Genomic DNA, 25239 nt, shown 5'->3' with positions numbered 1-25239 from the left:
GGGCAAAATTGAAACCAGACAAATTCTTAAATCACAGGGAAATATAATCCGTCCAACAGGCACTTTAGCCCTAAAAGGGTGACATTCCACAAACCTCTATCTTCCTTTTTCGATAAGAACCTTCAAAAACCGGGGAGAGCGAGAAATAGTTTGGAATCCATGAAACGCAAAAAGGCAGCCCCGCTATGTTAGGAGCCGCCTTTATCTTAAAAAATAAGTAGCGCTTGTGCTTTTCTTCTGTTTTAATGGTTTTTTAACTTTTCTAATTCAAAGAGGAACTTTCCATTTAACACCTTAATGTATGTCCCTTTCATTCCCAATGAACGGGATTCAATGACACCGGCACTTTCCAGTTTTCTTAACGCATTGACGATTACCGAGCGGGTAATGCCGACGCGGTCAGCGATCTTGGAAGCGACCAACAAGCCTTCATTGCCTTTTAATTCTTCAAAGATGTGTTCGATGGCCTCAAGCTCACTGTAAGAAAGCGAACTGATCGCCATTTGCACAACAGCCTTGCTTCTTGCTTCTTCTTCAATCTCTTCCGCTTTTTCACGAAGGATTTCCATTCCCACTACTGTTGCGCCATATTCAGCTAAGATTAAATCATCATCATGGAATTTTTCCTCAAGACGCGCCAATATTAATGTACCTAAGCGCTCTCCGCCGCCAATAATCGGCACTACCGTGGTCAGACCGCTTCCGAACAATTCCTTATTTTCAACGGGAAACGCAGTGTACTCGCTGTTAATGTCCAAATTGGAAGATGTTTCCTGGAGATTGAATAATCTTTTCGTATATTCTTCAGGGAATTGTCTGTCCTCCAGCATTTGTACCATGCGTTCGTTTTCGATTTGTTGGTTGATGGCAAACCCGAGAAGCTTCCCGCGTCTTGAGACAACAAAGACATTTGCTTCGATTACTTCACTAAGGCTCTCCGCCATTTCTTTAAAATTAACCGGCTTGCCGGCTGTATTTTGAAGCATGGCGTTAATCTTTCTCGTTTTTCCTAATAAATTCATTACAAAACTTCCTCCTAATAAGACCTTGACTATTTTATTTCAGCATTTATCATTTCATGCCGGATTACATATTTGGCAACCGGACAATAGGCTGTACTCCTGTAGATACCTACTACCCCTTGCAACCTGATTCAAACGCCGGACTGACTTACCTCTTGGGATGCCTACAGTATAAACTGGCTCAAGTCTTTGTTTTTTGCTATCGACCCTAGTTTGTCTTCTACATACTTCGGGGTAATCGTGATTTTTTCCATTGTTATTTCGGGTGCCTCAAAGGATAAGTCCTCCAGCAGCCTTTCCATGATGGTATGCAGTCTTCTTGCTCCGATGTTATCCGTATTTTGATTGACTTCAAAGGCCACTTCTGCAATCTTACGAATAGCATCGTCAGAAAATTCAATTTCTATACCTTCCGTTTCCAATAATGCAATATATTGTTTTAGCAATGCATTATCCGGTTCATGAAGAATGCGGACAAAATCATCCACTGTCAGTTTTTTCAGTTCCACCCTGATCGGAAGTCTTCCTTGCAATTCCGGGATTAAATCAGATGGCTTCGCAATATGGAAAGCTCCGGCTGCCATAAACAGCACATGATCTGTTTTCACAGAACCGTATTTCGTTACTACCGTCGACCCTTCTACGATTGGAAGAATGTCACGTTGGACCCCTTCTCTTGAAACATCAGCGGAAGAACCGCCTGACTGTTTACTGGCAATTTTATCGATTTCATCGATAAAAATGATTCCTGACTGTTCTGCCCGGAATACCGCTTCCTGGGTAACTTCATCCATGTCGATTAGTTTGCTTGCTTCTTCATTTGTAAGAGCAATCCGCGCTTCACTCACCTTCAGCTTGCGCTTTTTCCGTTTCTTAGGCATCAGGCTGCCGAGAGCATCCTGCATATTCATGCCCATCTGCTCCATCCCTGAACCCTGGAGCATATCAAACATTGATGGCTGCTGCTCCTCAACTTCTACAGTGACAATCTCGTTCTCCAACTCGCCGTTTGCTAGCTTGTCTTCCACAATCCGCCTCTTCTGCTGCAGACTTAAATCTTCATCATTGCTGTTATCAGGCTCCTGCTGTTCGTTGTTTCCACCGCCAAAAAATACCTCAAGCGGATTTTTAAAGTTATTCTGTTTTTTGGCAGAGGGAGCCAGAAGCTCTACAAGTCTTTTATTGGCATTTTGCTCTGCACGTTCCTGGACGCTTACCTTCTTTTCTTCTTTAACTAAACGGACGGATGTTTCCACGAGGTCACGTACCATCGATTCCACATCTCTTCCAACATACCCGACCTCGGTAAATTTCGTAGCCTCCACTTTAACAAAAGGAGCTCCTACCAATTTAGCCATCCGTCTTGCGATTTCGGTTTTACCAACACCTGTCGGCCCGATCATCAGAATATTCTTTGGCACCACTTCGTCGCGAAGCTGTTCACTTAACAGACTGCGTCTATGGCGGTTACGAAGCGCAACAGCTACCGCACGTTTCGCATCCTTTTGGCCTACAATATATTGATCCAGTTTCTCGACAATCTGTCTTGGAGTTAAATTAGCTCTGTTCCCTTGCATGCCAGCCACTCCTTTCGATTATAATTCTTCCACGATTATATTCGTATTTGTATAGACACAGATCTCAGCTGCAATTTCAAGTGCAGCCTGGGCAATTTCCTTTGCGTTCAAATTGCCGCCTGAAAAACGTTTCAGGGCCCTGCCGGCTGAAAGGGCATAGTTGCCACCCGAACCTATCGCCAGGATCCCGTCATCCGGTTGGATTACTTCGCCGGTCCCCGAAACGAGCAATAAATCATCTTTATTCATGACGATGAGCATCGCTTCAAGCTTACGGAGCACGTTGTCACTTCGCCATTGTTTCGCCAGTTCCACAGCTGCACGCTGCAAATTCCCATTGTATTCTTCCAATTTGGATTCAAAAAGTTCGAATAATGTAAATGCATCGGCTACAGATCCCGCAAAACCAGCCAGTACATTTCCGTTAAATATCCGTCTTACCTTCCTTGCTGTGTGTTTCATCACAACAGCGTTTCCTAAAGTCACCTGTCCGTCTCCGGACATGGCGCATTCCCCGTTATGTTGTACAGCAAAAATGGTCGTTGCATGAAAATTACCCATAATAGTCTCCTTTCAAAGCGATTATGCCCGCGGATGAGAAGCATTGTATACCTTTCGCAGCTGATCTTTCGTCACGTGTGTATAAATTTGCGTTGAAGAAATTTTGGAATGCCCCAAAAGTTCCTGGACAGTGCGTATATCCGCGCCATTATTGAGCAAATGAGTGGCAAACGAATGCCGGAGCATATGTGGATGCAGGCTGCCGTCAGTCGTTGCTCTTTTTATCAATCCGCTTAAGATATAACGGACCCCTCTTGGAGTCAGCGGATCTCCGCGGAAGTTGACAAATAAATAAGAATGCGTCTTGTTCCGGGCCTTATGCAGCACTTCCCTGGCTTCTTTTATGTAACTCTGTACTGCATCTTTGGCAAAACCGCCTAGAGGAGCGTAACGATCTTTTTTTCCCTTGCCGTGAATTAAAATCGTGCCCATGGAAAAATCGATATCCTGCATTTTTATTTCACAGCACTCGCTGACACGAATTCCTGTGGCATAAAGGAGCTCCAAGATGGCAGAATCCCTTAAACCGAGTGGTGTATCCTTGTCAAGCGAAGAGAAAAGCTTATTTAGTTCCTCCTCATACATAAAACGTGGAAGCATTTGATCCTTTTTCGGCAGCGATACTAGCGCAAACGGATTTTCCGCAACGATTTCTTCACGCATCATAAACTTATAAAAGCTTCTCAGACAGGAAGTTTTTCGAGCAACAGATCGTTTAGAAAGGTTCTTTTCATACAGCTTTGTTAAGAATAGCCTTGCGTCAAAATACTCAACCACCTGCAGATTCTTGATTCCTTGTTCAGACATGAACAAGAGAAATTCATTTATATCCTGTGTATAATGCTCGATGGTATACCGCGAACAGTTTTTCTCAATTTGTAAGTATTCAATAAATGACAGTAAGGATGGGTTTTCAATTGCCATAGTGTACACCCCACAAAGGCTTATAAAATAATATCACATTTTAAAAGTGCAAGCAAATCATTTTACAAACTCTTCACAAAATTCCGAATTGTTTCTAAAGCCCGGTCAGCGTGTTTTTGATTACGTTCATTTTTTCCCTTAATTTTCACTTCCAAATCAGGAAACAGGCCAAAATTGGCATTCATAGGCTGGAAGGTTTTCGCATTCGTTGAAGTGATATATCGCGCCATGCTTCCCATTGCCGTTTCCCCCGGGAAAACGACTGGTTCCTGGCCCTGTGCCACCTTTGCAGCGTTTATGCCTGCAATCAAACCCGAAGCTGCAGATTCAACATATCCTTCCACACCGGTCATTTGGCCTGCAAAGAATAAATCATTGCGATTTCTGAATTGGTAAGTCGGCTGCAAAACTTTTGGCGAATTGATAAACGTATTGCGATGCATGACCCCATATCGGACGACTTCTGCATTTTCCAGACCGGGAATCAACTGTAGGACCTTTTTTTGCGGGCCCCATTTTAAGTGGGTTTGGAAGCCAACAATATTGTATAGAGTCCCGGCTGCATCATCCTGCCTTAATTGCACGACTGCGAAAGGCCTTTTCCCCGTTTTCGGATCTTCAAGACCAACAGGTTTAAGCGGGCCAAACAGCATCGTCTTTCTGCCGCGTGAGGCCATGACTTCAATCGGCATGCAGCCCTCAAAGAAAATTTCTTTTTCAAATTCTTTTAATGGTACGGTCTCAGCGGAAATGAGCGCTTCATAGAAACGGTTGAATTCCTCTTCGGTCATCGGGCAATTTAAATAAGCGGCTTCTCCCTTGTCATAACGGGATTTCAAGTAAACTTTATCCATATCAACACTGTCTTTTTCAATGATTGGAGCTGCAGCATCATAAAAATATAGATACTCTTCCTCCATGATTTCCTGTAATTTCTGGGATAAGGCCTCACTTGTCAGTGGTCCGGTTGCAATTACTGTCGGACCTTCCGGAATCCCGGTAACCTCTTCATTGACAACTGTCACGTTTGGATGATTTTTCACCAAATCTGTCACCCTGCCTGAAAACTCATGACGGTCCACAGCCAGCGCCCCTCCAGCCGGCACGGAACTTGCGTCCGCAGAAGATAGGATCACTGAGTCAAGCAGGCGCATTTCTTCCTTTAACACACCTACTGCATTCGTAAGTTCATTGGCCCGAAGTGAATTGCTGCACACCAGTTCGGCAAATTTTTCGGTATGATGTGCCGGTGTTTGCTTCACCGGACGCATTTCATACAGCTTTACCTTCAAACCGCGCTTCGCAAGCTGCCATGCTGCTTCACTGCCTGCAAGCCCTGCGCCGATTACGTTAACTGTGGTTTCTTTCATTTTACGAACCTCCCTGTAAACATATGATAAAACTTAATTGTTTACAAATTTATTTCACTCTCTTTAATGTTCCAAAAAATTCATATGTAAAAGAGTATCATTTTATCGCAATTAAAAATTATATAGCTAAAACAAGCCGTTTGTCCACTGCATTTTACAATACGAATCAAAAAGAGAAAAGTTTCATGCCTGAAAAAAAGGCGAGCGGATGCTCACCTTCCTTCAACTTTGCGGTGTTTCTTTATAATCACAATTCATACATTGTACCTGGATGCCTTTTTTCAGTTTTTTCTCGACCAGGGTTCCTTCACATTTAGGGCAGGAACGCGGCAGGGGCTTATCCCATGAAATAAACTCACAGTTTGGGTAGCGGTCACAACCGTAAAAAATCCGCCGTTTTTTGCTTTTTCTTTCAATGATGTTGCCTTCTTTACAGTGAGGACATTTAACGCCGATAGCCTTGACGATTGCTTTTGTATTCCGGCAGTCGGGGAAATTGCTGCAGGCCATGAATTTACCGTAGCGTCCCATTTTAAATACCATCGGGCTGCCGCAGTTCTCACAATCCTCGCCGGCCGGTTCATCTTTGATCTCGACCTTTTCCATTTCGGACTCAGCTTTCTCGAGATGAGTTTCGAATTCCCTGTAAAACCCATCAATCACCTTGATCCATTCCACATTTCCTTCTTCAACATTATCAAATTCCTGTTCCATTTTGGCCGTAAACTCCATGTCCAGGATGTCCGGAAAGAATTCAAGGATCAAATCAAGTACAATCTCACCAAGCTCTGTCGGAATAAAGCGCTTATTATCAAGCGTCACATAGCCCCTTTTCTGGATAGTATCCAATGTGGGGGCATAGGTGGATGGACGGCCTATCCCGAGTTCTTCAAGGGTCCTTACAAGACGGGCTTCTGTAAAGCGGGGAGGCGGCTGCGTGAAATGCTGTTTGGGGTCGATATCCTTAGAGGTGACCTTGTCTCCTTTAGATACTTCCGGCAGCATATTCTCCTTTTCTTCAACCGCATCGTCCGATCCTTCAACGTAAACTTTCATAAAACCGGGGAATTTCACCTTTGAACCGGTTGCACGGAAAATGACCTCACCGTTTTTCAGATCGATGCTCATCGTGTCCATGACAGCCGAAGCCATTTGGCTTGCGACAAACCGTTCCCAGATTAACTTATACAGCCTCAGTTGGTCCCTTGAAAGGAATTCCTTCACAGTGTTTGGCTCTTTCATCGTGCTGGTCGGCCGGACAGCCTCATGGGCATCCTGTGCATTGCTTTGTTTTTTTTCTTTTCTTTCATCAGTCTGCACGAATTCCTTGCCGTATGTTTGCTCAATATAGCCTGCTGCTTCCGCTTTTGCCACATTGGAAATACGGGTTGAATCGGTTCTCATATAGGTAATTAAACCGACTGTACCTTCCTTGCCGAGCTCAATGCCTTCATAAAGCTGCTGCGCAAGCATCATCGTCTTCTTCGCACGGAAGTTTAATTTCCTTGCCGCTTCCTGCTGGAGGGAGGAAGTCGTAAACGGAGCTGCCGGATGGCGTTTTCTTTCTTTTTTTGAAACGGCTGCGATTTCAAAATCACTGCCGCTTAACGACCCAATAACCGTTTTCACATCGTCTTCCGAATGGAGTTCGGCACGCTCTCCGTTAAGGCTGAAAAACGAACCTTCGAACTGTTCCCTGCCTTTGATAAAGTCGGCCTTGATTGTCCAGTATTCTTCAGGCACGAAATCCTTAATTTCCTTTTCTCGGTCAATGATCATCCGTACAGCCACTGATTGCACGCGGCCGGCACTCAGTCCTTTTTTCACTTTTTTCCACAACAGAGGAGAGATATTGTATCCAACCAGGCGATCCAAAATCCTTCTTGCCTGTTGTGCGTCCACAAGGTTCATGTTAATCGGCCTTGGAGTTTTAAAGGATTCTGTTATTGCGTCTTTCGTAATTTCGTTGAAAACGACCCGGCAATCAGATGTAATATCAACATCAAGGCTATGTGCCAGATGCCAGGCGATCGCTTCCCCTTCCCTGTCGGGGTCAGCCGCGAGATAAATCTTTTTTGCTTTCTTTGCCGCAGATTTCAATTCTTTTAGTACAGGGCCTTTGCCGCGAATCGTAATATATTTTGGTTCAAAGTCATGTTCGGTGTCAACGCCCATCTGGCTCTTTGGCAAATCACGGATATGGCCCATCGATGCCTTCACTTTATACTTTTTACCAAGATAGCGCTCTATTGTTTTCGCCTTGGCAGGCGATTCTACAATCACTAGGTACTCTGACATTCAAAAAATCCTCCTCGAAGAGGTAATATAAATCTTCACTATTATTAATCATAAAAATTTCTTTTGTCAATGCTCTTTATTTTTAATTACCGATTATTTCAACACTTTTTTTCATTAATTTCAACTATTTCGCAAAGTTATTAAAAAAATAATTCATTTTTAAGCATTATATAACCGGCTGTTTTTAAATCATACACGTTTTTGGGGAAAAGCCAAAAGAAAGAGGCTTACTAATGAATTCCGCTGCTCATTTCGGTTTCGATATCGTTAGCCTGAAGTACAGGCTTTGCCCCGTCCTGAATCAATAAATTGGAGCCTAACGATAATTCGCTTGTCACATTCCCCGGAAGCGCAAATACCTCCCTGCCATGCTCAAGAGCATATTGGGCGGTAATTAAAGACCCGCTGTTTTGCTTTGCTTCTATTATAAACACACCTTGAGACAAGCCGCTTATAATCCGGTTCCGCATCGGAAACATCCATGGCTCCGGACGCCTTCCAGGCGGGACCTCTGAAATCAACAGCCCTTCTTTCATTATCGCGATTGCCAGGGGGATGTTCTCCTTTGGGTAAATATAAAAGTGGCCTCCACCCAACACTCCGATCGTTTTGCCTTTTTGATAAAGCGAAAGTTTATGTGAAAGGGCGTCAATACCGGTTGCTGCGCCGCTAATAATGACATAGCCTTTTTGAACCAGCGGCGGCAGTATCATTTTCAGCGCTTCAATCCCGTATGAAGACGGCTTCCTTGCGCCTACTACCCCCAATGCGGGTGCTTCTGCCAATAAGTCCCTCTGTCCTTTTACATACAGAACCCAGGGTGGGTCGAATATTTGTTTCAACAAGAATGGATAATCGTCGTCCATGATCGTCATGCAGTCAATTTGGTTTGCGGAATACTGACGAATCAATTTTTCGATGTCAATAGAGTGGAGGTCTTCGAGAAATAATTGGAGTTTTGGAAGGGTAAGCGGAAGAACTTCCTGCCATGTATTCATAGGCCAATCGTATAGAGACGTGAGTGCGGGATCATGCTTTAATACCTTTCTGATCGCCTTCCAGCCAATACCGCGGCAGTGGTGCAAGTGAATTAATTTTTCCCGGATATTCAAGAAAAGTCACTCCTTAAAAGAGATTTAAATGAAGAAAAAACGAGGGGTTTGGAAGAATATGGTCCGCAGCTGTTTTAATAAAATCGCCCCTCCAAAAAAAAATGGGGGGACGATCATTATTACATGTTAATGAGTTTTACATTTGTCGTATATACCGTTTTCTTTAAGTGCAGAAATTAAAGTCACTCCCATTACAGACGGAGTATCTGCCACTTTAATGCCGCATTCATTCATGACGCGGATTTTCTCATCGGCAGTCCCTTTTCCGCCTGAAATAATCGCACCGGCATGGCCCATGCGCTTCCCGGGAGGTGCCGTACGCCCGCCGATAAAGCCGACTACAGGCTTAGTCATGTTAGCCTTTACCCATTCTGCCGCTTCTTCTTCAGCAGTGCCGCCGATTTCGCCGATCATGATGACTGCATATGTTTCAGGGTCTTCATTGAAGGCTTTTAAGACATCAATGAAATCTGTTCCGTTTACCGGATCGCCGCCGATACCAACAGCTGTAGACTGTCCAATCCCTTCCTGCGATAACTGATGGACCGCTTCGTAAGTTAATGTTCCGGAACGGGAAACAACGCCTACATGGCCTTTTGTATGGATGTAGCCAGGCATGATGCCGATCTTGCATTCATCCGGTGTGATAACTCCTGGGCAGTTTGGCCCGATTAGACGGGTCTGTTTGCCTTCCATATAGCGCTTGACTTTGACCATATCCAGAACAGGGATATGTTCTGTGATACAGATAGCCATATCCAATTCAGCATCTACTGCCTCGAGGATTGCGTCGGCTGCAAAAGGAGCCGGAACATAAATGACTGATGCATTGGCACCTGTAGCCTTTGTCGCTTCGCTGACTGTGTTGTATACAGGCACACCTTCCACTTCTGTACCGCCTTTGCCCGGCGTTACGCCTGCAACAATCTTTGTGCCGTATTCAAGCATTTGTTTGGTATGAAATAAAGCCGTTGAACCAGTAATACCCTGAACAATGACTTTAGTATCTTTATTAATAAATACGCTCATTTTGGTCCCCCCTGCCTATTATCCTACAAGCTCTACGATTTTTTGTGCACCGTCTGCCATAGATTCAGCAGGCGTAATATTTAAACCGGATTCTCTTAAGATCTTTTTACCAAGGTCCACGTTTGTTCCTTCAAGACGGACAACAAGCGGCACCTGTAAGCCAAGCTGTTTGGCAGCTTCCACTACACCTTCAGCGATGATATCACATTTCATGATGCCTCCGAAAATGTTAACGAAGATCCCTTTAACTTTTGCATCGGAAAGAATGATTTTGAATGCTTCTGTTACCTTTTCAGCTGTAGCTCCGCCCCCGACATCAAGGAAGTTGGCAGGATCGCCGCTGTAGTGTTTGATGATGTCCATCGTTGCCATTGCAAGTCCGGCACCGTTAACCATACAGCCGATGTTACCATCTAATGAAATATAGCTTAAATCATATTTAGAAGCTTCGATTTCCTTCGCATCTTCTTCTTCAAGATCTCGATATTCGAGAATATCTTTATGACGGTAAAGCGCATTCGAATCGAAGTTCAACTTCGCATCCAATGCCATTACATTGCCGTCACCCGTTACCACAAGCGGATTGATCTCTGCAATTGAGCAGTCCTTTTCAATAAAAGCCGTATAAAGGCTGGTCATGAATTTCACTGTTTTATTAATAAGTTCTTTCGGAATGTTGATGCTGAATGCGATCCTTCTTGCTTGATAACCCGTAAGACCGACGACTGGATCGATTTCTTCCTTGAAAATCTTTTCCGGGGTCTTATCGGCCACCTCTTCGATTTCTGTGCCGCCTTCTTCAGACGCCATTAAGACAACACGTGAAGTAACGCGATCCAATACCAGGCCAACATAATATTCTTTTTTGATGTCGCAGCCTTCTTCGATGAGTAAGCGTTTTACTTCTTTGCCTTCTGGACCTGTTTGGTGGGTAACAAGCGTTTTTCCGAGGATTTCCTCTGCATATGTACGTGCCTCGTCAAGATTTTTCGCAACCTTAACTCCACCGGCCTTGCCGCGGCCGCCCGCATGGATTTGCGCTTTTACGACAACTACTTCCGAACCCAGTTCCTTGGCGGCCTCTACTGCTTCGTCAACAGTAAATGCCACACGGCCATTCGGAACGGATACCCCGTATTTTCTGAGGATTTCTTTCCCTTGATACTCATGGATATTCATTTCCCATCCTCCTTGTCAACTATAGCGATTTTGAAAAACAAGCGTATTTTCAGTCACTTCATCTCTTTATACACCATTTTTCGTGCCCGAGCATCATTTATTTGCTAAATTATGTCGAACAATATTTATTTGACTGCCTTTCAATTGTATAAAAAGTAAAAATACTTGTCCACTATTACCTTTTAAAAAGAAGTTAACTTATTATTCCTTTTTAAAAAAACGCAGTCGAAAGAGCTAGATTTCAATTAATTGGAACCTTACTCCGCCACTGACATATTGAAGCAGAGGCAAATCTTCATTGATGACCCTGCCAATCACGTTTACTTTATCATCTTGCTCAAGGTCTTTAAGAGTAATTTGCAGTTCTCCCTGATATCTTCCGTAGTGTTTATTGTCTATGGTGATGCTGCCTTTAGATCGGGTAACGGTGTTTACAGGTTCAAAAGTTAATCCCTTCTTCATGGCCGCGAACCTGGCGGGTTCAGACCGGATAACGTCCCTTGCTTGATCCAGTCGGTTTCGATGTTCAATCTGAAGAATTGTATTGGTATTTCCATCCGTATGAAACAGGCTGTATCTGATAGGGATGAGCCCCTTATGGCTAGCTAAAAACTGTGATAAAGTAGCATTGGTAATCGAGAGGTCACCGATCAGGATTTTATCAACAAAACAAGTTTTCTTTAAATCTAAATAAGCCGAAAATGGAGACAGATGCCTGTGATCTTCCAGTGTAGGCAGCCCTTGAAAAAGCGGCCCTCTCAAGACTTTATTGCCGGGAATAAATGCCTGGACAGTTAGTCCCCTATCACGCAACCAATTATTACGCCGGATGAAGCTTATCTTTTCCAATCCTGTTTCCGGACGCGGATAAAAGTTATGCCAGGCTTCCGTCTGGGAGAAGTTAATCCCATATTGCACCAATCGATCTATAAAAGCTTCTTCAAGCGTGCTTGCGTTCAGAGAGATTTTCATTATATTTGATAATTCTGCAATAATTTCCGGGGGGATGCCATAATCCATTCTCAATCCGGTAACTCCCCAAGAATTAATTTCAGGAATGGTTTCATACGAATATCCTAAATTGGTTAATGTGGCCGGAGATATATCAGCCATTACTTCCATATTATACTTTTTTGCTTGTATCCCCAGAGATTGTAACAGTTCTTTGAATTGAGACGGATCATCTTCAGGAATATGGAGCGAAGTAAAAACCGATTTGAAACCGGCCGAAGACATCGTTTTTAAATACTGCTCTTGTTCTGAAAGCCCAAGTTTTCCAAGATAAATAGATAATCCCAACAAAAGGAACACACCCTTTCTATGAAAATAGCAAAAAGGAGAGAGACCTCTCTCCTTTTGCAGACTTAATTCATATTGGCCGACATTTCTTCTTTAAATCCGAAAAAATAAGTAAAGATAAACCCAAAGGCATACGCGACAACCAATCCAAGAAAATAAAAGAAGTATTTATTATCTGCGATCAGTGGAATAAGGGATAAACCGGATACGCCGATACCTGTCGATGCCGTTTTCACCAGTGCCTGAAAAGCTCCGCCCATTGCCCCGCCGAGACAGGCAGTAATAAATGGGCGTCCAAGCGGCAGGGTTACCCCGTATAATAATGGCTCTCCTATCCCTAAAAAGCCGACAGGCAGGGCTCCTTTAATAATGTTTCTCAACCGCTTATTTTTTGTTTTAACGTATATGGCGATTGCTGCACCGACCTGGCCTGCTCCTGCCATTGCGAGGATTGTCAATAGCGGTGTTACATCCGTCGAGGAGATAAACTCCAAATGAATGGGTGTTAAACCATGATGCAAGCCAACCATGACAAGCGGAAGGAATGTTCCCGCCAATAGCGCACCTGCCACGACCCCTCCAAAATTAAGGATAGCATTAATTCCACTGGTAATACCCTCAGATAAATAACCACCTACCGGCTGAATGACAATTAACGTTAATAGGCCAACGAACAATACGGTAATTAAAGGAGTAATGATAATATCAATTGCATTCGGAACAAACTTACGAACCCGTTTTTCGGTTGCAGCCATCAGCCATGCCGCAAATATTACGGCAAATAAGCCACCCCGTCCTGGTACCAGTGCTTCGTCGAACAATTTCACATCCGCTAGGGCAGGGTTAAACACAAAAATTCCAGCAATTGCCCCAAGAGCAGGTGTTCCTCCAAATTCCTTTGCGGTATTCCATCCCACCAGCACCCCTAAGTAAGCAAAAATCCCGCTCCCCATGAATAAGAGCAGCTGCATCCAAGTTTCTGCGGGATCGACTCCTGCATTCTTCGCAAAGTTAGCTACTCCATTGATAATGCCTGACGCAACAAGGGCAGGAATCAAAGGAATAAAAATATTGCCGACCTTGCGGAGTAAGTTCTTGAAGGGTGTATTATTTTTAGCCCTGATCTCGTTATGCTTCATTGATGCAAGATCTTCAGCCAGATCTTCGTTTTCAGCTACTTCCCCTACAGACAAACCAGTCAACTTGCTCATTTCGGCAGCTACCTTTGTGACCATCCCCGGCCCGATTACAATCTGCAAGGTTTCATCTTCGATTACGCCCATTACACCATCGATTGCCTTCAAATCTGCCAGATTGACCAATGCGTCATTTTTGAATTGAAGACGCAGCCTGGTCATACAATGGGCAACCCGGATGATATTAGAAGCTCCGCCGACTTTTTCACTTATCTCTTGTGCCAAACGCTCCTCTTGTTTCATGCTTCTCCCCCGCTTCTTTTTTATCTGGATGAACGGACATTTTGACCCCCACTTCAAAGGCTTAGAAGAAACCATGAAGTCTAAGTGGGGGATGAAGAATCCCCCACTGATGGAAGTTTCACTCTATCCACAAACCCTACAATGCCTTTTTGACGAATCCTTCTGATTGTTTCAGCCGGTTTTGAGCTTCTTCGATCGAACATTTAGTCAGTATCATCACAATCGCTGTTTTGACATTTCCATTTGCAGCATTGTAAAACTTCCCGGCTGTTTGATAATCAGTTTCTGATGCCTGCATGATAATCCTTTTTGAACGTTCAATCAGCTTCAAATTGGTTGGCTGTACATCAACCATTAGATTTTTATATACTTTTCCAATACCGATCATCGTTGCAGTTGAAATCATGTTCAGCACCAACTTTTGCGCAGTTCCTGCCTTTAGGCGTGTAGATCCGGTCAAAATTTCACTGCCGGTTTTTATTTCAATGGCAATCTCAGCATAATTACTAATCTCTGAATCTTTATTACAGGCAATGCTGCCTGTATAGGCCCCCACTTGCCTTGCCTTTTTTAACCCGCCGATTACATAGGGAGTTCTTCCGCTTGCCGCGATGCCAATTACCAGGTCTTTCTCAGTCAGGCTGACCTCCGTTAAATCCCTCGAGGCCAATTCTTCTGAGTCTTCAGCTCCTTCAACTGCGATCATCATCGCTTTCTCACCGCCGGCAATAAGGCCTCTAACCATATCCGGGGATATCCCAAATGTCGGCACACATTCTACTGCATCGAGAATCCCTAATCTTCCGCTTGTACCCGCACCTAAATAGATGATCCTTCCGCCACGCTTAAGAGTATGGATGGCTTGTTGGACAAGTTTTTCAATTGCTTTTATTTCTTTTTGAATAGCAAGAGGCACCGTTCTATCTTCCTCATTCATGATCTTAAGAATCTCAGTCGTGCTCATCTCATCCAAGTTCATTGTTCTAGCATTTCGATTCTCTGTTGATAACTTCTCCAGCATGCAATTACCTCCATTAAACATCTAAACATGAAATTGGCCATTTCACTTTGAATACGCTTTCATTATATGATATAGGAAATTTTAAATCAATACATCTAATAAATTGTATGAATTAAAATTTCACATATTCGAATTGTCTACTAATTTTTCTTCTTTTTTGTTAGCTGTTCCCTTGACTTATTAAGCGGGCCCAATATTTTTCTGCCGATCTGATGAAAAAGACTTAAATAGAGGGCATCAATTATATTTAATTGAGCCATTCGTGAGGCAATGCTGCCTACACGATGTTCTTCTTCGACATCCGGAATGCAAAGTTTGAAATCAGCTGTTTTATAGAGCGGCGATTTTTTCAAAGCAGTTAATGCAATTACTGTCACTTTCTGGTCCTTTGCAAAAGCCGCGAGCTCAAGAACCTCCTTTGTTTTTCCCGAAGTACTGATCACAAATAAGACATCACTCTCTTTCATCATCGAAAGCAGGGAAACGGTATAATGAAAATCAGCCGAAGCGATGGCGTTGAACCCAAGTTTCATTAGTTTATATTGTACATCTATAGCAGGAGGATACGAGCCGCCTACACCGAACAATGCAATTTTTTCTGCAGTTTTTATCTTTTCAACGGCGAGCTCGAAGTCTTTTTGATCCAATGTATTCAACGTCAGTTCAATCGCCGATTTATTGAAATATGTCACCTTATGAAAAAGGCTTGACGGAGTGTCGTTTGTTTGTAAAAGTGAAAAATTGTTAATATTTGCTTCAGAGACGGTATTCTCTTTCGCTAGGACTACTTTCAGCATTTTAAAGCTGCCGACTCCTATCGATTTACAGAAACGTACGACGCTTGCTTCACTTGCTTCTGCCTGCTGCGCGAGTTCCCTGGTCGTCATTGTGGGAATAAAATCCGGATGGTCCAATATGTATAAGCCAACTTTTTTTTCAGCCTCCGTAAATTGTGAAATATTATTTTTTATCTTGGTCAAGATCCGTAATTCATTCACATCGCAACACTCCCTTAAAACTATACAATGGATTTTCCTACCTAAGACTATCTCTTGATTTTCACCATTTTATCCTTAAATATATGAACCGCTGCCAATCATTTAGATGCGTTAGAAACCAGTAAACCCGTTAAATATATAGTTGGTTAAAAAAGAGGTTATATCAGACATTTCTCCTATCAGTGATAACTTATTTTAACACTTATCAGGGGCGGTTTTTCAACTTGTTATCCAATTGATACACAAACGCAAATACTTCAGCAACAGCCTGGTACAGTTCTTCCGGGATCGCCTGGCTGATGTCAAGCTGGCCGAGAAGTGCAGCCAGGGATGGGTCTTCCCTGACAGGAATATCATGAGCACCTGCTGCTTCAAGGATATGTTCGGCGATCTTGCCTTTGCCTTTCGCGATCACTTTCGGCGCACCATCTGTCTCGCCTTCATATTTAAGTGCTACTGCTTCAATACGTTTCTTTTCTTTCATATCCTGATATCGACTCCACGATAGGGTTTATTGCCAGCTTGAAACGCTGGGTTTTGCGTTGGGCGTGTCTGTTTTGCTGCAATGTTTGCTTCGCTTTCAAAAACAAGGCTGGATAGCTTGTAATTCATATTTTCGAGATTACTTTTTAATAACCCTGTTAAAGGATGGGAAAGCTGTTCGAGTTTCGCGTGGTCATCATTAATAACGCTAATCTTCAGGACCCTATTTTGAATCTGCATATCAATCACCGTTTGCTGCATTTGCTCCAGATCCAAGTAAAATAATACCCTGCAAAATTCCGGGTCAATGGTCCCGTCGCTTTTCTTTCTTCCGCTCCATTGTAAGGTTAAATCGGTTTGAAACCCCGATAATGCCAATGGAATTTGCATGAAGACATTTTGAAGCGGCCCATTGTCCTGCGACAATAACTGCTGTGCTGTTATCCGGTTTATTACTTGCTCGGCTGCATCCCTGATTGATTGGTGCTGGTTTTCAGCAAGCAGCTTCAAGAGCAGGGGTTTCAAGGCTAAGAGCTCTTCGTTTGCCACTCCAGCTTCCAATCCTCCGGCATTTGCTAAAAGATGTTCCATGTTAACCCCCAGCATTTTTATCAGCTCCTTCACAAATCCAGCGACAGGAGGGCCTTTTGTAAAATCGACAGGCTTCTCGACTGCAGCCGTGATGTCCTTCAATAATTGGCGTTCGATTTTTTCAAGATCGCTTAACAGACCAGCAGCCTCAGGTCTTTCCGCAAAATATCGGGCCACTTTTTCGCTCGCTTGTTCCGGTCTAAAGTTGCTTTCGTTGAGCGCCGAAAAAAAGCTATCTTTATGTAGCAGCCTTCGTTCTATATCTCCTTGTTCACTCGAAAAAACGAAGAGTGTTTCTAGTAGATTTTTTGTAAGTGTCACGGTTTCCTGCCCTTTTAAAGCTCCCGAGAGCACAAGTTTATCGATAATCTTTGGCGGTTGTAATGATTCTTCAGTGATAGTTCCAAAATCGCTAATGAACCGGTTATATAAAGTCAAAAATGTATCTGCAGCAGGACTTCCTGTCTGTTTTGCAGCAGTATACCCAAGAATAAGGGAAAGGCCATCCTTGAGGGGAGGCGGAAATTGATTTTTAACTTGTTGAGAGGCAATGAGTATTTTCTCGAAAAACTCTGCTTCACTAATGCCTTCCGGTATGAAACCTGCTTTTTGGAGTATGCTGAAAGCGGCCTTTTGGGTTTCCGCGGGCGTTTTCGGACTGAGCCAGCTAATAAGCAGTTGATCAACTGCTGTTGAAGCGAGATGCTGTCCTGGAACGATTATTTTTAAAAGACCTTTCAACTGCTGTGAAAGTTTCGTGTCAGTGCCATAGCCGTTCATCTGACTGTAAAGTCTCGCTAGCTTGGAATAAAATGTTTCGTCTTGCTCTAATGAGTGCAAAGCCTGGAAGACGTCATCCACAAAAGGAAGGTTCATGTCATGCATGGTCTTGATACTCGCGAGGCTGCTGCCTAAGCTGTTCGATGTTCTAAGCCAATGAAGTGACGATTCAAAGCTTTCTTTCGTAATCGGCAACTGATTTTTCAGTAAAAAATTTGCCAATTCGATCGATTCCCTTCCAGGAGTCACAGTCAAATGGGCCAGCAACTGTTCAGATGCACCCTTTAGGGGATAACTTCCGTTTCCTGCAACGGGGTCCAGCACCTTTAAATGCAGCTTTCCTTCTCCTGGCTGGACCTGCAGCCAATATCTTTCCCCGGTTTTAAGGGGTGCATCGAGCACTGCGAATATTTTTTGGTTCCCGATTTGGACTTCAGCGGTTTGATTCGGGTATATTTTATTTATCTTTCCGTGGATGATCTGGCCCGTTAGCAATTTTTCTGTTTGCGATTGATAGCTTTGGAATTGTGGTCGTATCGTATTTGCTGACTGCATCGATTCACATCCTTATGCTTATTCACTGTCATTGGCTTTTTCCCTGACAGGTGCAAAGCTTTTCCGATGCCAGGGGGTCAGACCATATTTATGTAGGGCTCCTAAATGTTCTGAGGTTCCATACCCCATATTTGTATCGAATCCATAATACGGATACTTTGCCGCGTATTCCTTCATCATTCTGTCCCTTGTGACTTTCGCGATTATTGAAGCGGCTGCAATCGAAATACTCTTTGCATCCCCTTTAATAATTGAAAGCGAAGGCATCGGTACGACTAGCTTCATCGCATCAATCAGCAGATAATCAGGAGTGATGCCAAGATCGGCAATTGCCGCAAGCATTGCTTTTTTTGTTGATTCATAGATGTTCCAGCGGTCAATCTCTTCACTATGTAAAATTCCTATTCCTATCGCTACTGCTTCCTTCTGGATAACCTCATAAAAAGTCTCTCGCCTTGATTCAGCGACTTTTTTTGAGTCGTTCAACCCCTCCAGATAAAACCCTTCCGGCAGTATCACGGCGCTGGCAATGACAGGCCCGGCAAGCGGCCCTCGCCCCACCTCATCGATCCCGGCAATATACTGAAATCCCTGGCTCCGCAGTGATTGTTCATGTATGGACATCTGCTTAAAATGTTCCTTTGCCTTCAGCTGATTTTCACGGTGGCGATTCCACTTGCTTACAAGCTCGATAACCCCGCTTCTCGTGTCTTCCTTGCATGCTGTTAAGAAAGGATCGTCCGGATCACTGACCGCTTTTAAAGCCCTGGCGATTTCGTTAATGCTCCTCGTTTGTTTCACTTCATCTCACCATCTTCATTGTTATTATCGGTCGATCAGCTTTATTTTTCATAAATAACAAAAAGCGGAGCAAAAGCTCCCGGATAAAAGGTAAACCCCTTCAAGGGCTCAAATGTTTTATCGAAGAGCTTCGGCATCCGCAAATCAAAACTGTTATTGTTTCGTTTCATCGTCGGGCGATTCAAACGTCAAAGGGCCAAACTTTTCAGATCGGATTTCCCTGACAATCAATTCCGCCGTTTTATCATAATCGATCAGTCCGCCGCCCCTTAAACACCCTCTGAATGAACCGATGGCATCAAAAAGCTCCACTGTCTCTTCCGGGATGGCCTCAAGGTTATACCGTTCCTTTAGACGGTCCGGATATTCTTTCTCAAGGTACCTCAGACCATACAGAGAAATATCATGAAGGTTCAGCAATGTATCTTTAATAGCGCCTGTTAATGCAAGCTTCATGCCCACTTCCTGGTCCTCAAACTTTGGCCAGAGTATTCCCGGGGTATCCAATAGCTCAAGCTCTTTGCCGACCTTAATCCATTGCTGCGCTTTCGTTACGCCCGGGGTATTTCCGGTCCTGGCAATATTCTTTTTCGCCAGACGGTTGATCAGCGTCGATTTTCCTGCATTCGGAATACCGACAATCATCGCCCGGATTGCCCTCGGTTTGATTCCTTTTGCCTTCATGCGGTCGAATTTTTCTTTAAGCAACTCCTTGGCACCAGCCGTAATTTGATGAAGTCCGCTTCCGGCCTGGGAGTTAATCGCGATTGCTGTTTTTCCTTGTGCTTTATAATAATCCAGCCACTGTTTCGTTTTCGCTGAATCTGCCATATCCGATTTATTCAATAAAATAATTCTCGGTTTATGCTGGATGATTTCATCGATCATCGGATTCCGTGATGATGAAGGAATCCGTGCATCAACAAGCTCATAAACGATATCGATGAGCTTTAATTTCTCTGTTACTTGCCTTCTCGCTTTGGCCATATGGCCTGGAAACCACTGTATTGTCAATCGAGTTCACCTTTCTCGTTATTAGTCTACCATCCGGAAATCTTCAATCGGCCAATAGACCATATTGGTTTGCCCCAATACCTCTTCTAACGGCACAGCACCGATATGGCGGCTGTCCTTGCTGAAGCGCCTGTTATCGCCCATTACGAACAGGGTGCCTTCAGGGACGGTTTCCTGTCCGACTGGAGTGTCCTTTAAAGTAAATGGTTCTGTTAATGGCCCATCCATGGCCTGGTCTTTATATTCATCAAGGTAAGGCTCATCATAAGCCTTGCCGTTCACATATAAAGTATCATCCTTATACTCAATTCTATCGCCAGGCAGGCCGATTACCCGTTTTATATAATCCTTTTCCTCCGGTGCATGGAATACTATAATATCAAATCTGTCCGGATTACCCAGAGTATAGCCTATTTTATTGACAATCATTCGATCCTGGTCGTGCAGTGTCGGCATCATCGATAAGCCGTCAACCACGATCGGCGCAAACAAGAAATAACGGATGACCGCTGCGAGGATAACTGCAATGATCAGTGCTTTCGTCCATTCCCAAATTTCATTTTTCTTTTTCGCCATTTTTATCACCCTTTAAAGAAATCATAGTAACATCTTACAATTTAATTTTATAAATAGGAAGGAAAATAGACCGAGCCAGCTTAATTAGGGTAGATATCCTTAAGCTTTTCCCCTGACAAAGAGTTCGCGCTCATGTAGAAATCAGCATCAAAAAAGGAGCCTGATGAACAAGCTCCTTTCTTAAAATAAACTGCTGTTTGATTATTGGTCAAAAGCATTATACGCATCCAAATGAGAAGGCAATTAGCGGCGGATCTCTTTGATACGTGCTTTTTTACCGCGTAGTTCACGAAGATAGTAAAGCTTCGCACGGCGTACTTTACCGTGGCGCACTATTTCAAGGTTCGCGATTTTTGGTGTGTGTACAGGGAACGCACGTTCAACTCCAACGCCATAAGATATCTTACGGACTGTGAAAGTTTCGCTGATTCCACCGCCGCGGCGCTTGATTACAACACCTTCGTATACCTGAATACGTTCGCGGGTACCCTCGACAACCTTTACGTGTACACGTACAGTGTCACCAGGGCGGAATGAAGGAAGATCAGTGCGAAGTTGTTCTTTTGTAATATCATGAATAAGTTGCTGCATTATTTTCTACTCCTCCCGGATGCTCTTACAAATCGATAATCTTTGCAGCGGAACATCGTTATAAGACTTGAAGCTTTGCCCAAGTCACAAACAATATTTTAACATAATCAGATCACGGTTGCAATAGACCTCAACGCTCTTTTTTCACTTGTTCAAGGAGTTTTCTCTCTGTCTCGCTCAACGGATATTCTCCCAGCAGATCCGGGCGCCGCGTCCATGTCCGCCTGAGAGATTCCTTCATCCGCCACTCTTCTATTTTCTTATGATTGCCTGATACAAGCGTATCTGGCACCTGCATGCCGCGGAAATCAGCGGGACGGGTATAATGCGGATGCTCAAGCAGGCCTGAAGAATAGGAATCAAGCACAGGTGAATCCTGATTACCCAGTACTCCGGGCAGCAATCGGACCACACTGTCGATAATCACCATAGCCCCCAACTCTCCGCCTGTCAGCACATAATCGCCAATCGAGATTTCGTCGGTTACAAGATGTTCCCGTATTCTTTCATCATAGCCCTCATAGTGGCCGCATATGAAAATCAAATGGTCTTCTGTCGCCAGCTCTTCCGCTTTCTTCTGGCTGTATCTTTCCCCCTGGGGGCATAAGAGAATGACTCTGGGCTTTTTCTCAGCCCTTTCACTCAAGAATGTCACGGCATCAAAAATTGGCTGCGGCTTTAAAACCATCCCGGCCCCCCCGCCATATGGGTAGTCATCGACTGTCTGATGCTTATTGTCGGCAAAATCACGGAAATTGGTTACATTATATGCAACCGCTTCCTTCTCGGCAGCTTTTTTTAAGATAGAAGACCCAAAGACGTTTTCGAACATTTCCGGAAAGATAGACAAAACATCAATTTTCATTAGTCGAGCAGTCCTTCCATCGGGGTAATGATGATCTTCTTAGATTCAATATCAACTTCGGAAACAATACCATCGATATAGGGAATCAGTATATCTTTTCCGCCCATTCCTTTAATGACCCACACATCGTTGGCGCCCGGTGTTAATACTTCTCTTACCTTCCCTATTTCCCCGCCTTCATCCGTGTAAACGGTGCAGCCGATGATTTCATGGAAATAGTACTCTCCTTCATCCAGTTTCCCCAACTGTGATTCAGGAACTTTTAATAGGCCGCCTTTAAGCGATTCTGACATGTTCACATTTGTGTAATTTTCAAACGTCAACAAGTCAAAATTTTTATGCGTGCGATGTGATGTTATTTTCAGCTCAATCGGCTCATTTTCATTTTCGATAAATAAAAACAGCGTATTGCCTTCTTTGTAACGTTCTTCCTGAAAATCTGTTCTTGAAATAACACGGACTTCCCCCATGATTCCATGCGTATTAACGATTTTCCCTACATTAAACCATTTCTCCATTATTTCACCTCTAACGAATTTCTGAGACGATGCCATCTTTGATAACGATTATCTTCGTTTGAATGAGTTCATCCCAATTGTCACCTATTTCCACATCGACAATACCTTGAACTTCTTTTTCTTTCAACTCACTGCCAACCGGTAGGATGTCCAATTGTTCAATCTGGAAATCAAGGAGCTTAATTTTTTCTTGTCTGACGCTGATTTCTTTTTCAAAATGGGAACGTAAGCTTGCCGGCTGAAACTTTTTCGTTTTCTCCAGCTTCTTTAATTCAAAACGCAGCTGATCCCCTTCCTTTTGCAGCTGTGACTTTTTAGACTTATATTTCTCAAGGAGCTGATTCTTGCTGGAGTCCGTCAACACTTGATTTACAATTATATTTTGGAGAATTTTCATTCCAGCGGCCTCCTTTATTTATGTTTTGTAAAATGACGAAACAGATTATGTATGTTCACTTAAAGTTTTCTGAGATATAAACCTTACAGCAATCCATCAGTATCTTCCTATTATAAATAAGTTTAGTTTCTTATATATCAAAAAAGGAAGGGTGTCAGCCCTCCCTTATTCGGAAATCTCCAAATAGATCTTCTTATGCTGTGAGGATCCTGCTGCATAAACCACAGTACGAATCGCCTTGGCAACACGCCCCTGCTTTCCGATGACCTTCCCCATATCTTCCTTGTTTACAGAAAGGATGAATGTGATTTTATCATCTTCTTCCCTCGAAATCACCCGGACTTCTTCAGGATATTCAACAAGAGCGGAAACAATTGTTTCAATTAATTCTTTCATCGATTATGAACGATTACTTGCTGTTTTTAGCATTGTGGAATTTTTCCATAATGCCTTCTTTAGAGAATAAGTTACGAACCGTATCAGACGGTTTTGCTCCGTCTTGCATCCATTTAAGAACCAATTCTTCGTTGATTTCAACTTTAGCCGGTTGGGTAACAGGATTGTAAGTTCCAACGATTTCAATGTAACGGCCGTCACGCGGTGAACGGGAATCTGCAACTACGATACGATAGAAAGGGGACCTTTTAGTTCCCATACGTTTTAAACGAATTTTTACTGCCATTTTAAATAAGCACCTCCGAATAGTTTCACACAAGATAGTATAATACCAAATGTCATATATGTTTGTAAAGGTTTTTTTCTTAACAGACAAGAAAAGTGTAAGCCCTTGAGTTTAGGACCGACGACTAAGAACCGCCACGTCCTTATGTCTTCGCCGTCACTAGTACGTCCTGTACGTCGAAATTAGACACCGTTAAAAACCTTACATGAAAGGGAATTTCATGCCACCTTTTTTCTTCCCTTTTTGCATGTTTGTGACTTGCTTCATCATTTTTTTCATTTCGTCGAATTGCTTTAACAGACGGTTCACTTCCTGGATGGAAGTGCCGCTGCCTTTCGCAATCCGTTTTCTGCGGCCGGCGTTGATAATTTCAGGATTTTCCTTCTCATGCTTATTCATGGAACGGATAATCGCCTCAACATGGCCGATTTGCTTTTCATCAATTGACATGTTATCGATGCCTTTGATTTTATTTGCCCCGGGAAGCATCTTGATAATGTCATCAAGTGGGCCCATATTCCGAACCTGTCCAAGCTGATCGAGGAAATCATCAAAGGTGAACGTGGCGGTACGCATTTTCTTCTCAAGCTCTTTGGCTTTTTCTTCATCGACATTTGCCTGGGCTTTTTCGATGAGCGTCAGAACATCACCCATCCCGAGGATTCGCGAAGCCATTCTTTCTGGATGGAAAGCTTCAATAGCATCCAACTTCTCGCCCATCCCGACAAACTTGATCGGGGTATCGGTTACGGCGCGGATAGAAAGCGCTGCACCGCCGCGTGTGTCGCCGTCAAGCTTGGTTAAAACGACACCGGTTAAACCGAGCTGTTCATTAAAGCTTTGGGCAACGTTCACTGCGTCCTGTCCTGTCATCGCATCGACTACCAGGAAGATTTCATCCGGCTTCGTTAATTCCTTAATGTTTTTGAGCTCGCCCATCAGATTTTCATCCACATGCAGGCGGCCTGCCGTATCGATCAATACATAATCGTTATGTTCTTCTTTCGCTTTTTCAATCGCCTGTCTGGCAATCTCAACAGGGCTTACCTGATCACCTAATGAAAACACAGGCATACTTAGTTGGTTTCCGAGTGTTTCAAGCTGTTTAATTGCAGCCGGACGATAAATATCAGCTGCAACAAGCACTGGTTTTCGATTGTATTTCTTTCTGAGAAGATTGGCAAGCTTTCCAGTTGTCGTCGTTTTACCGGCACCTTGAAGACCTACCATCATGATTACGGTTGGAGGCCTGCTGGATGCGGCAATCTTGCTCTGTTCTCCACCCATAAGCTCCGTCAGTTCTTCTTTTACAACCTTAATTACCTGTTGACCGGGGGTTAAGCTTTTCAGCACTTCCTGGCCTACCGCGCGTTCATTTACTCGCTTGACAAAATCCTTCACAACTTTAAAGTTAACGTCCGCTTCCAAAAGCGCTAACCGCACATCACGCATCATTTCTTTAACGTCTGCTTCATTAACCTTGCCTTTGCCGCGAATCTTTTGCATCGTGCCCTGCAGTCGGTCGGCCAATCCTTCAAATGCCATTCTTGCCGCCTC

The 25239-nt window shown here is 43.6% G+C and carries 25 protein-coding genes; all 25 read right to left on the bottom strand.

What is annotated here, in order from left to right:
* Positions 1 to 242 precede the first annotated feature (242 nt).
* Positions 243 to 1022 (bottom strand): GTP-sensing pleiotropic transcriptional regulator CodY, encoded by a 780-nt coding sequence (codY, locus tag ELQ35_RS08875; protein WP_126864462.1) that lies wholly within the window; start codon positions 1020 to 1022, stop codon positions 243 to 245.
* A gap of 164 nt (positions 1023 to 1186) precedes the next feature.
* On the bottom strand, positions 1187 to 2599 hold the full coding sequence (hslU, locus tag ELQ35_RS08870; protein WP_126864461.1) for an ATP-dependent protease ATPase subunit HslU: 1413 nt from the start codon (positions 2597 to 2599) through the stop codon (positions 1187 to 1189).
* A gap of 18 nt (positions 2600 to 2617) precedes the next feature.
* Positions 2618 to 3160 (bottom strand): ATP-dependent protease subunit HslV, encoded by a 543-nt coding sequence (gene hslV, locus ELQ35_RS08865; RefSeq protein ID WP_126864460.1) that lies wholly within the window; start codon positions 3158 to 3160, stop codon positions 2618 to 2620.
* A gap of 21 nt (positions 3161 to 3181) precedes the next feature.
* Positions 3182 to 4084: a tyrosine recombinase XerC gene (xerC, locus tag ELQ35_RS08860; RefSeq protein WP_185861706.1), complete on the bottom strand. Its 903-nt coding sequence runs from the start codon at positions 4082 to 4084 to the stop codon at positions 3182 to 3184.
* A 62-nt stretch (positions 4085 to 4146) separates the two neighbouring features.
* On the bottom strand, positions 4147 to 5454 hold the full coding sequence (gene trmFO, locus ELQ35_RS08855; protein ID WP_126864459.1) for an FADH(2)-oxidizing methylenetetrahydrofolate--tRNA-(uracil(54)-C(5))-methyltransferase TrmFO: 1308 nt from the start codon (positions 5452 to 5454) through the stop codon (positions 4147 to 4149).
* Between the two features lie 222 nt (positions 5455 to 5676).
* Positions 5677 to 7752: a type I DNA topoisomerase gene (gene topA / locus ELQ35_RS08850; protein WP_126864458.1), complete on the bottom strand. Its 2076-nt coding sequence runs from the start codon at positions 7750 to 7752 to the stop codon at positions 5677 to 5679.
* A 230-nt stretch (positions 7753 to 7982) separates the two neighbouring features.
* Positions 7983 to 8864: a DNA-processing protein DprA gene (gene dprA / locus ELQ35_RS08845; protein WP_126864457.1), complete on the bottom strand. Its 882-nt coding sequence runs from the start codon at positions 8862 to 8864 to the stop codon at positions 7983 to 7985.
* A 126-nt stretch (positions 8865 to 8990) separates the two neighbouring features.
* Complete coding sequence (gene sucD / locus ELQ35_RS08840; RefSeq protein WP_126864456.1) at positions 8991 to 9893, bottom strand: succinate--CoA ligase subunit alpha; 903 nt, start codon at positions 9891 to 9893, stop codon at positions 8991 to 8993.
* 18 nt (positions 9894 to 9911) lie between these two features.
* A complete protein-coding gene (sucC, locus tag ELQ35_RS08835) occupies positions 9912 to 11072 on the bottom strand; it encodes an ADP-forming succinate--CoA ligase subunit beta (RefSeq protein ID WP_126864455.1) in 1161 nt (386 codons plus the stop codon).
* A 234-nt stretch (positions 11073 to 11306) separates the two neighbouring features.
* Positions 11307 to 12374: a DUF871 domain-containing protein gene (locus ELQ35_RS08830; RefSeq protein WP_126864454.1), complete on the bottom strand. Its 1068-nt coding sequence runs from the start codon at positions 12372 to 12374 to the stop codon at positions 11307 to 11309.
* A gap of 62 nt (positions 12375 to 12436) precedes the next feature.
* Positions 12437 to 13810, bottom strand: a complete 1374-nt coding sequence (locus tag ELQ35_RS08825) for a PTS transporter subunit EIIC (RefSeq protein WP_126864453.1) — start codon at positions 13808 to 13810, stop codon at positions 12437 to 12439.
* Between the two features lie 136 nt (positions 13811 to 13946).
* A complete protein-coding gene (murQ, locus tag ELQ35_RS08820; protein ID WP_126864452.1) occupies positions 13947 to 14831 on the bottom strand; it encodes an N-acetylmuramic acid 6-phosphate etherase in 885 nt (294 codons plus the stop codon).
* 140 nt (positions 14832 to 14971) lie between these two features.
* Entirely contained in the window at positions 14972 to 15829 is an 858-nt protein-coding gene (locus tag ELQ35_RS08815) for a MurR/RpiR family transcriptional regulator (RefSeq protein ID WP_126864451.1), read from the bottom strand.
* Between the two features lie 205 nt (positions 15830 to 16034).
* Positions 16035 to 16313, bottom strand: a complete 279-nt coding sequence (locus ELQ35_RS08810) for an EscU/YscU/HrcU family type III secretion system export apparatus switch protein (protein ID WP_126864450.1) — start codon at positions 16311 to 16313, stop codon at positions 16035 to 16037.
* Entirely contained in the window at positions 16310 to 18238 is a 1929-nt protein-coding gene (locus ELQ35_RS08805; RefSeq protein WP_126864449.1) for a hypothetical protein, read from the bottom strand. Before ELQ35_RS08805 ends, ELQ35_RS08810 begins: the two co-directional genes overlap by 4 nt.
* A gap of 18 nt (positions 18239 to 18256) precedes the next feature.
* Entirely contained in the window at positions 18257 to 19039 is a 783-nt protein-coding gene (locus tag ELQ35_RS08800) for a ribonuclease HII (RefSeq protein WP_126864448.1), read from the bottom strand.
* Positions 19040 to 19192: 153 nt separating this feature from the next.
* A complete protein-coding gene (gene ylqF / locus ELQ35_RS08795) occupies positions 19193 to 20053 on the bottom strand; it encodes a ribosome biogenesis GTPase YlqF (RefSeq protein WP_126864447.1) in 861 nt (286 codons plus the stop codon).
* 21 nt (positions 20054 to 20074) lie between these two features.
* Positions 20075 to 20629 carry a signal peptidase I gene (lepB, locus tag ELQ35_RS08790; protein ID WP_126864446.1) on the bottom strand — a complete coding sequence of 185 codons (555 nt, stop codon included), beginning with the start codon at positions 20627 to 20629 and terminating at the stop codon, positions 20075 to 20077.
* 243 nt (positions 20630 to 20872) lie between these two features.
* Positions 20873 to 21220: a 50S ribosomal protein L19 gene (gene rplS / locus ELQ35_RS08785; protein ID WP_126864445.1), complete on the bottom strand. Its 348-nt coding sequence runs from the start codon at positions 21218 to 21220 to the stop codon at positions 20873 to 20875.
* Positions 21221 to 21350: 130 nt separating this feature from the next.
* Positions 21351 to 22085 carry a tRNA (guanosine(37)-N1)-methyltransferase TrmD gene (trmD, locus tag ELQ35_RS08780; RefSeq protein WP_126864444.1) on the bottom strand — a complete coding sequence of 245 codons (735 nt, stop codon included), beginning with the start codon at positions 22083 to 22085 and terminating at the stop codon, positions 21351 to 21353.
* Complete coding sequence (rimM, locus tag ELQ35_RS08775) at positions 22085 to 22603, bottom strand: ribosome maturation factor RimM (protein WP_126864443.1); 519 nt, start codon at positions 22601 to 22603, stop codon at positions 22085 to 22087. The genes trmD and rimM overlap by 1 nt, the downstream gene beginning before the upstream one ends.
* Positions 22604 to 22613: 10 nt before the next feature.
* Positions 22614 to 23000, bottom strand: a complete 387-nt coding sequence (locus ELQ35_RS08770; RefSeq protein ID WP_126864442.1) for a YlqD family protein — start codon at positions 22998 to 23000, stop codon at positions 22614 to 22616.
* Between the two features lie 165 nt (positions 23001 to 23165).
* Positions 23166 to 23396, bottom strand: coding sequence for a KH domain-containing protein (locus ELQ35_RS08765; protein WP_126864441.1), 231 nt, complete (start codon positions 23394 to 23396; stop codon positions 23166 to 23168).
* A gap of 13 nt (positions 23397 to 23409) precedes the next feature.
* Positions 23410 to 23682, bottom strand: coding sequence for a 30S ribosomal protein S16 (rpsP, locus tag ELQ35_RS08760; RefSeq protein WP_126864440.1), 273 nt, complete (start codon positions 23680 to 23682; stop codon positions 23410 to 23412).
* 201 nt (positions 23683 to 23883) lie between these two features.
* Positions 23884 to 25227 (bottom strand): signal recognition particle protein, encoded by a 1344-nt coding sequence (gene ffh / locus ELQ35_RS08755; protein WP_126864439.1) that lies wholly within the window; start codon positions 25225 to 25227, stop codon positions 23884 to 23886.
* Positions 25228 to 25239 lie beyond the last annotated feature (12 nt).

Origin of the sequence: Peribacillus cavernae, assembly GCF_003989135.1 — a bacterium.
Classification (GTDB): Bacteria; Bacillota; Bacilli; order Bacillales; family DSM-1321; genus Peribacillus; species Peribacillus cavernae.
Note: the sequence above shows the minus strand (reverse complement) of the source record. Positions and strands in the feature narration are given on the sequence as shown.

What these genes read in the sequence shown, in the direction of transcription:
- codY (WP_126864462.1), bottom strand. Translation starts at nt 1,022, where the DNA reads ATGAATTTATTAGGAAAAACGAGAAAGATTAACGCCATGCTTCAAAAT.
- hslU (WP_126864461.1), bottom strand. Translation starts at nt 2,599, where the DNA reads ATGCAAGGGAACAGAGCTAATTTAACTCCAAGACAGATTGTCGAGAAA.
- hslV (WP_126864460.1), bottom strand. Translation starts at nt 3,160, where the DNA reads ATGGGTAATTTTCATGCAACGACCATTTTTGCTGTACAACATAACGGG.
- xerC (WP_185861706.1), bottom strand. Translation starts at nt 4,084, where the DNA reads ATGGCAATTGAAAACCCATCCTTACTGTCATTTATTGAATACTTACAA.
- trmFO (WP_126864459.1), bottom strand. Translation starts at nt 5,454, where the DNA reads ATGAAAGAAACCACAGTTAACGTAATCGGCGCAGGGCTTGCAGGCAGT.
- topA (WP_126864458.1), bottom strand. Translation starts at nt 7,752, where the DNA reads ATGTCAGAGTACCTAGTGATTGTAGAATCGCCTGCCAAGGCGAAAACA.
- sucD (WP_126864456.1), bottom strand. Translation starts at nt 9,893, where the DNA reads ATGAGCGTATTTATTAATAAAGATACTAAAGTCATTGTTCAGGGTATT.
- sucC (WP_126864455.1), bottom strand. Translation starts at nt 11,072, where the DNA reads ATGAATATCCATGAGTATCAAGGGAAAGAAATCCTCAGAAAATACGGG.
- ELQ35_RS08825 (WP_126864453.1), bottom strand. Translation starts at nt 13,810, where the DNA reads ATGAAACAAGAGGAGCGTTTGGCACAAGAGATAAGTGAAAAAGTCGGC.
- murQ (WP_126864452.1), bottom strand. Translation starts at nt 14,831, where the DNA reads ATGCTGGAGAAGTTATCAACAGAGAATCGAAATGCTAGAACAATGAAC.
- ELQ35_RS08810 (WP_126864450.1), bottom strand. Translation starts at nt 16,313, where the DNA reads ATGAAAGAAAAGAAACGTATTGAAGCAGTAGCACTTAAATATGAAGGC.
- ELQ35_RS08805 (WP_126864449.1), bottom strand. Translation starts at nt 18,238, where the DNA reads ATGCAGTCAGCAAATACGATACGACCACAATTCCAAAGCTATCAATCG.
- lepB (WP_126864446.1), bottom strand. Translation starts at nt 20,629, where the DNA reads ATGGCGAAAAAGAAAAATGAAATTTGGGAATGGACGAAAGCACTGATC.
- rplS (WP_126864445.1), bottom strand. Translation starts at nt 21,220, where the DNA reads ATGCAGCAACTTATTCATGATATTACAAAAGAACAACTTCGCACTGAT.
- trmD (WP_126864444.1), bottom strand. Translation starts at nt 22,085, where the DNA reads ATGAAAATTGATGTTTTGTCTATCTTTCCGGAAATGTTCGAAAACGTC.
- rimM (WP_126864443.1), bottom strand. Translation starts at nt 22,603, where the DNA reads ATGGAGAAATGGTTTAATGTAGGGAAAATCGTTAATACGCATGGAATC.
- ELQ35_RS08770 (WP_126864442.1), bottom strand. Translation starts at nt 23,000, where the DNA reads ATGAAAATTCTCCAAAATATAATTGTAAATCAAGTGTTGACGGACTCC.
- ELQ35_RS08765 (WP_126864441.1), bottom strand. Translation starts at nt 23,396, where the DNA reads ATGAAAGAATTAATTGAAACAATTGTTTCCGCTCTTGTTGAATATCCT.
- rpsP (WP_126864440.1), bottom strand. Translation starts at nt 23,682, where the DNA reads ATGGCAGTAAAAATTCGTTTAAAACGTATGGGAACTAAAAGGTCCCCT.
- ffh (WP_126864439.1), bottom strand. Translation starts at nt 25,227, where the DNA reads ATGGCATTTGAAGGATTGGCCGACCGACTGCAGGGCACGATGCAAAAG.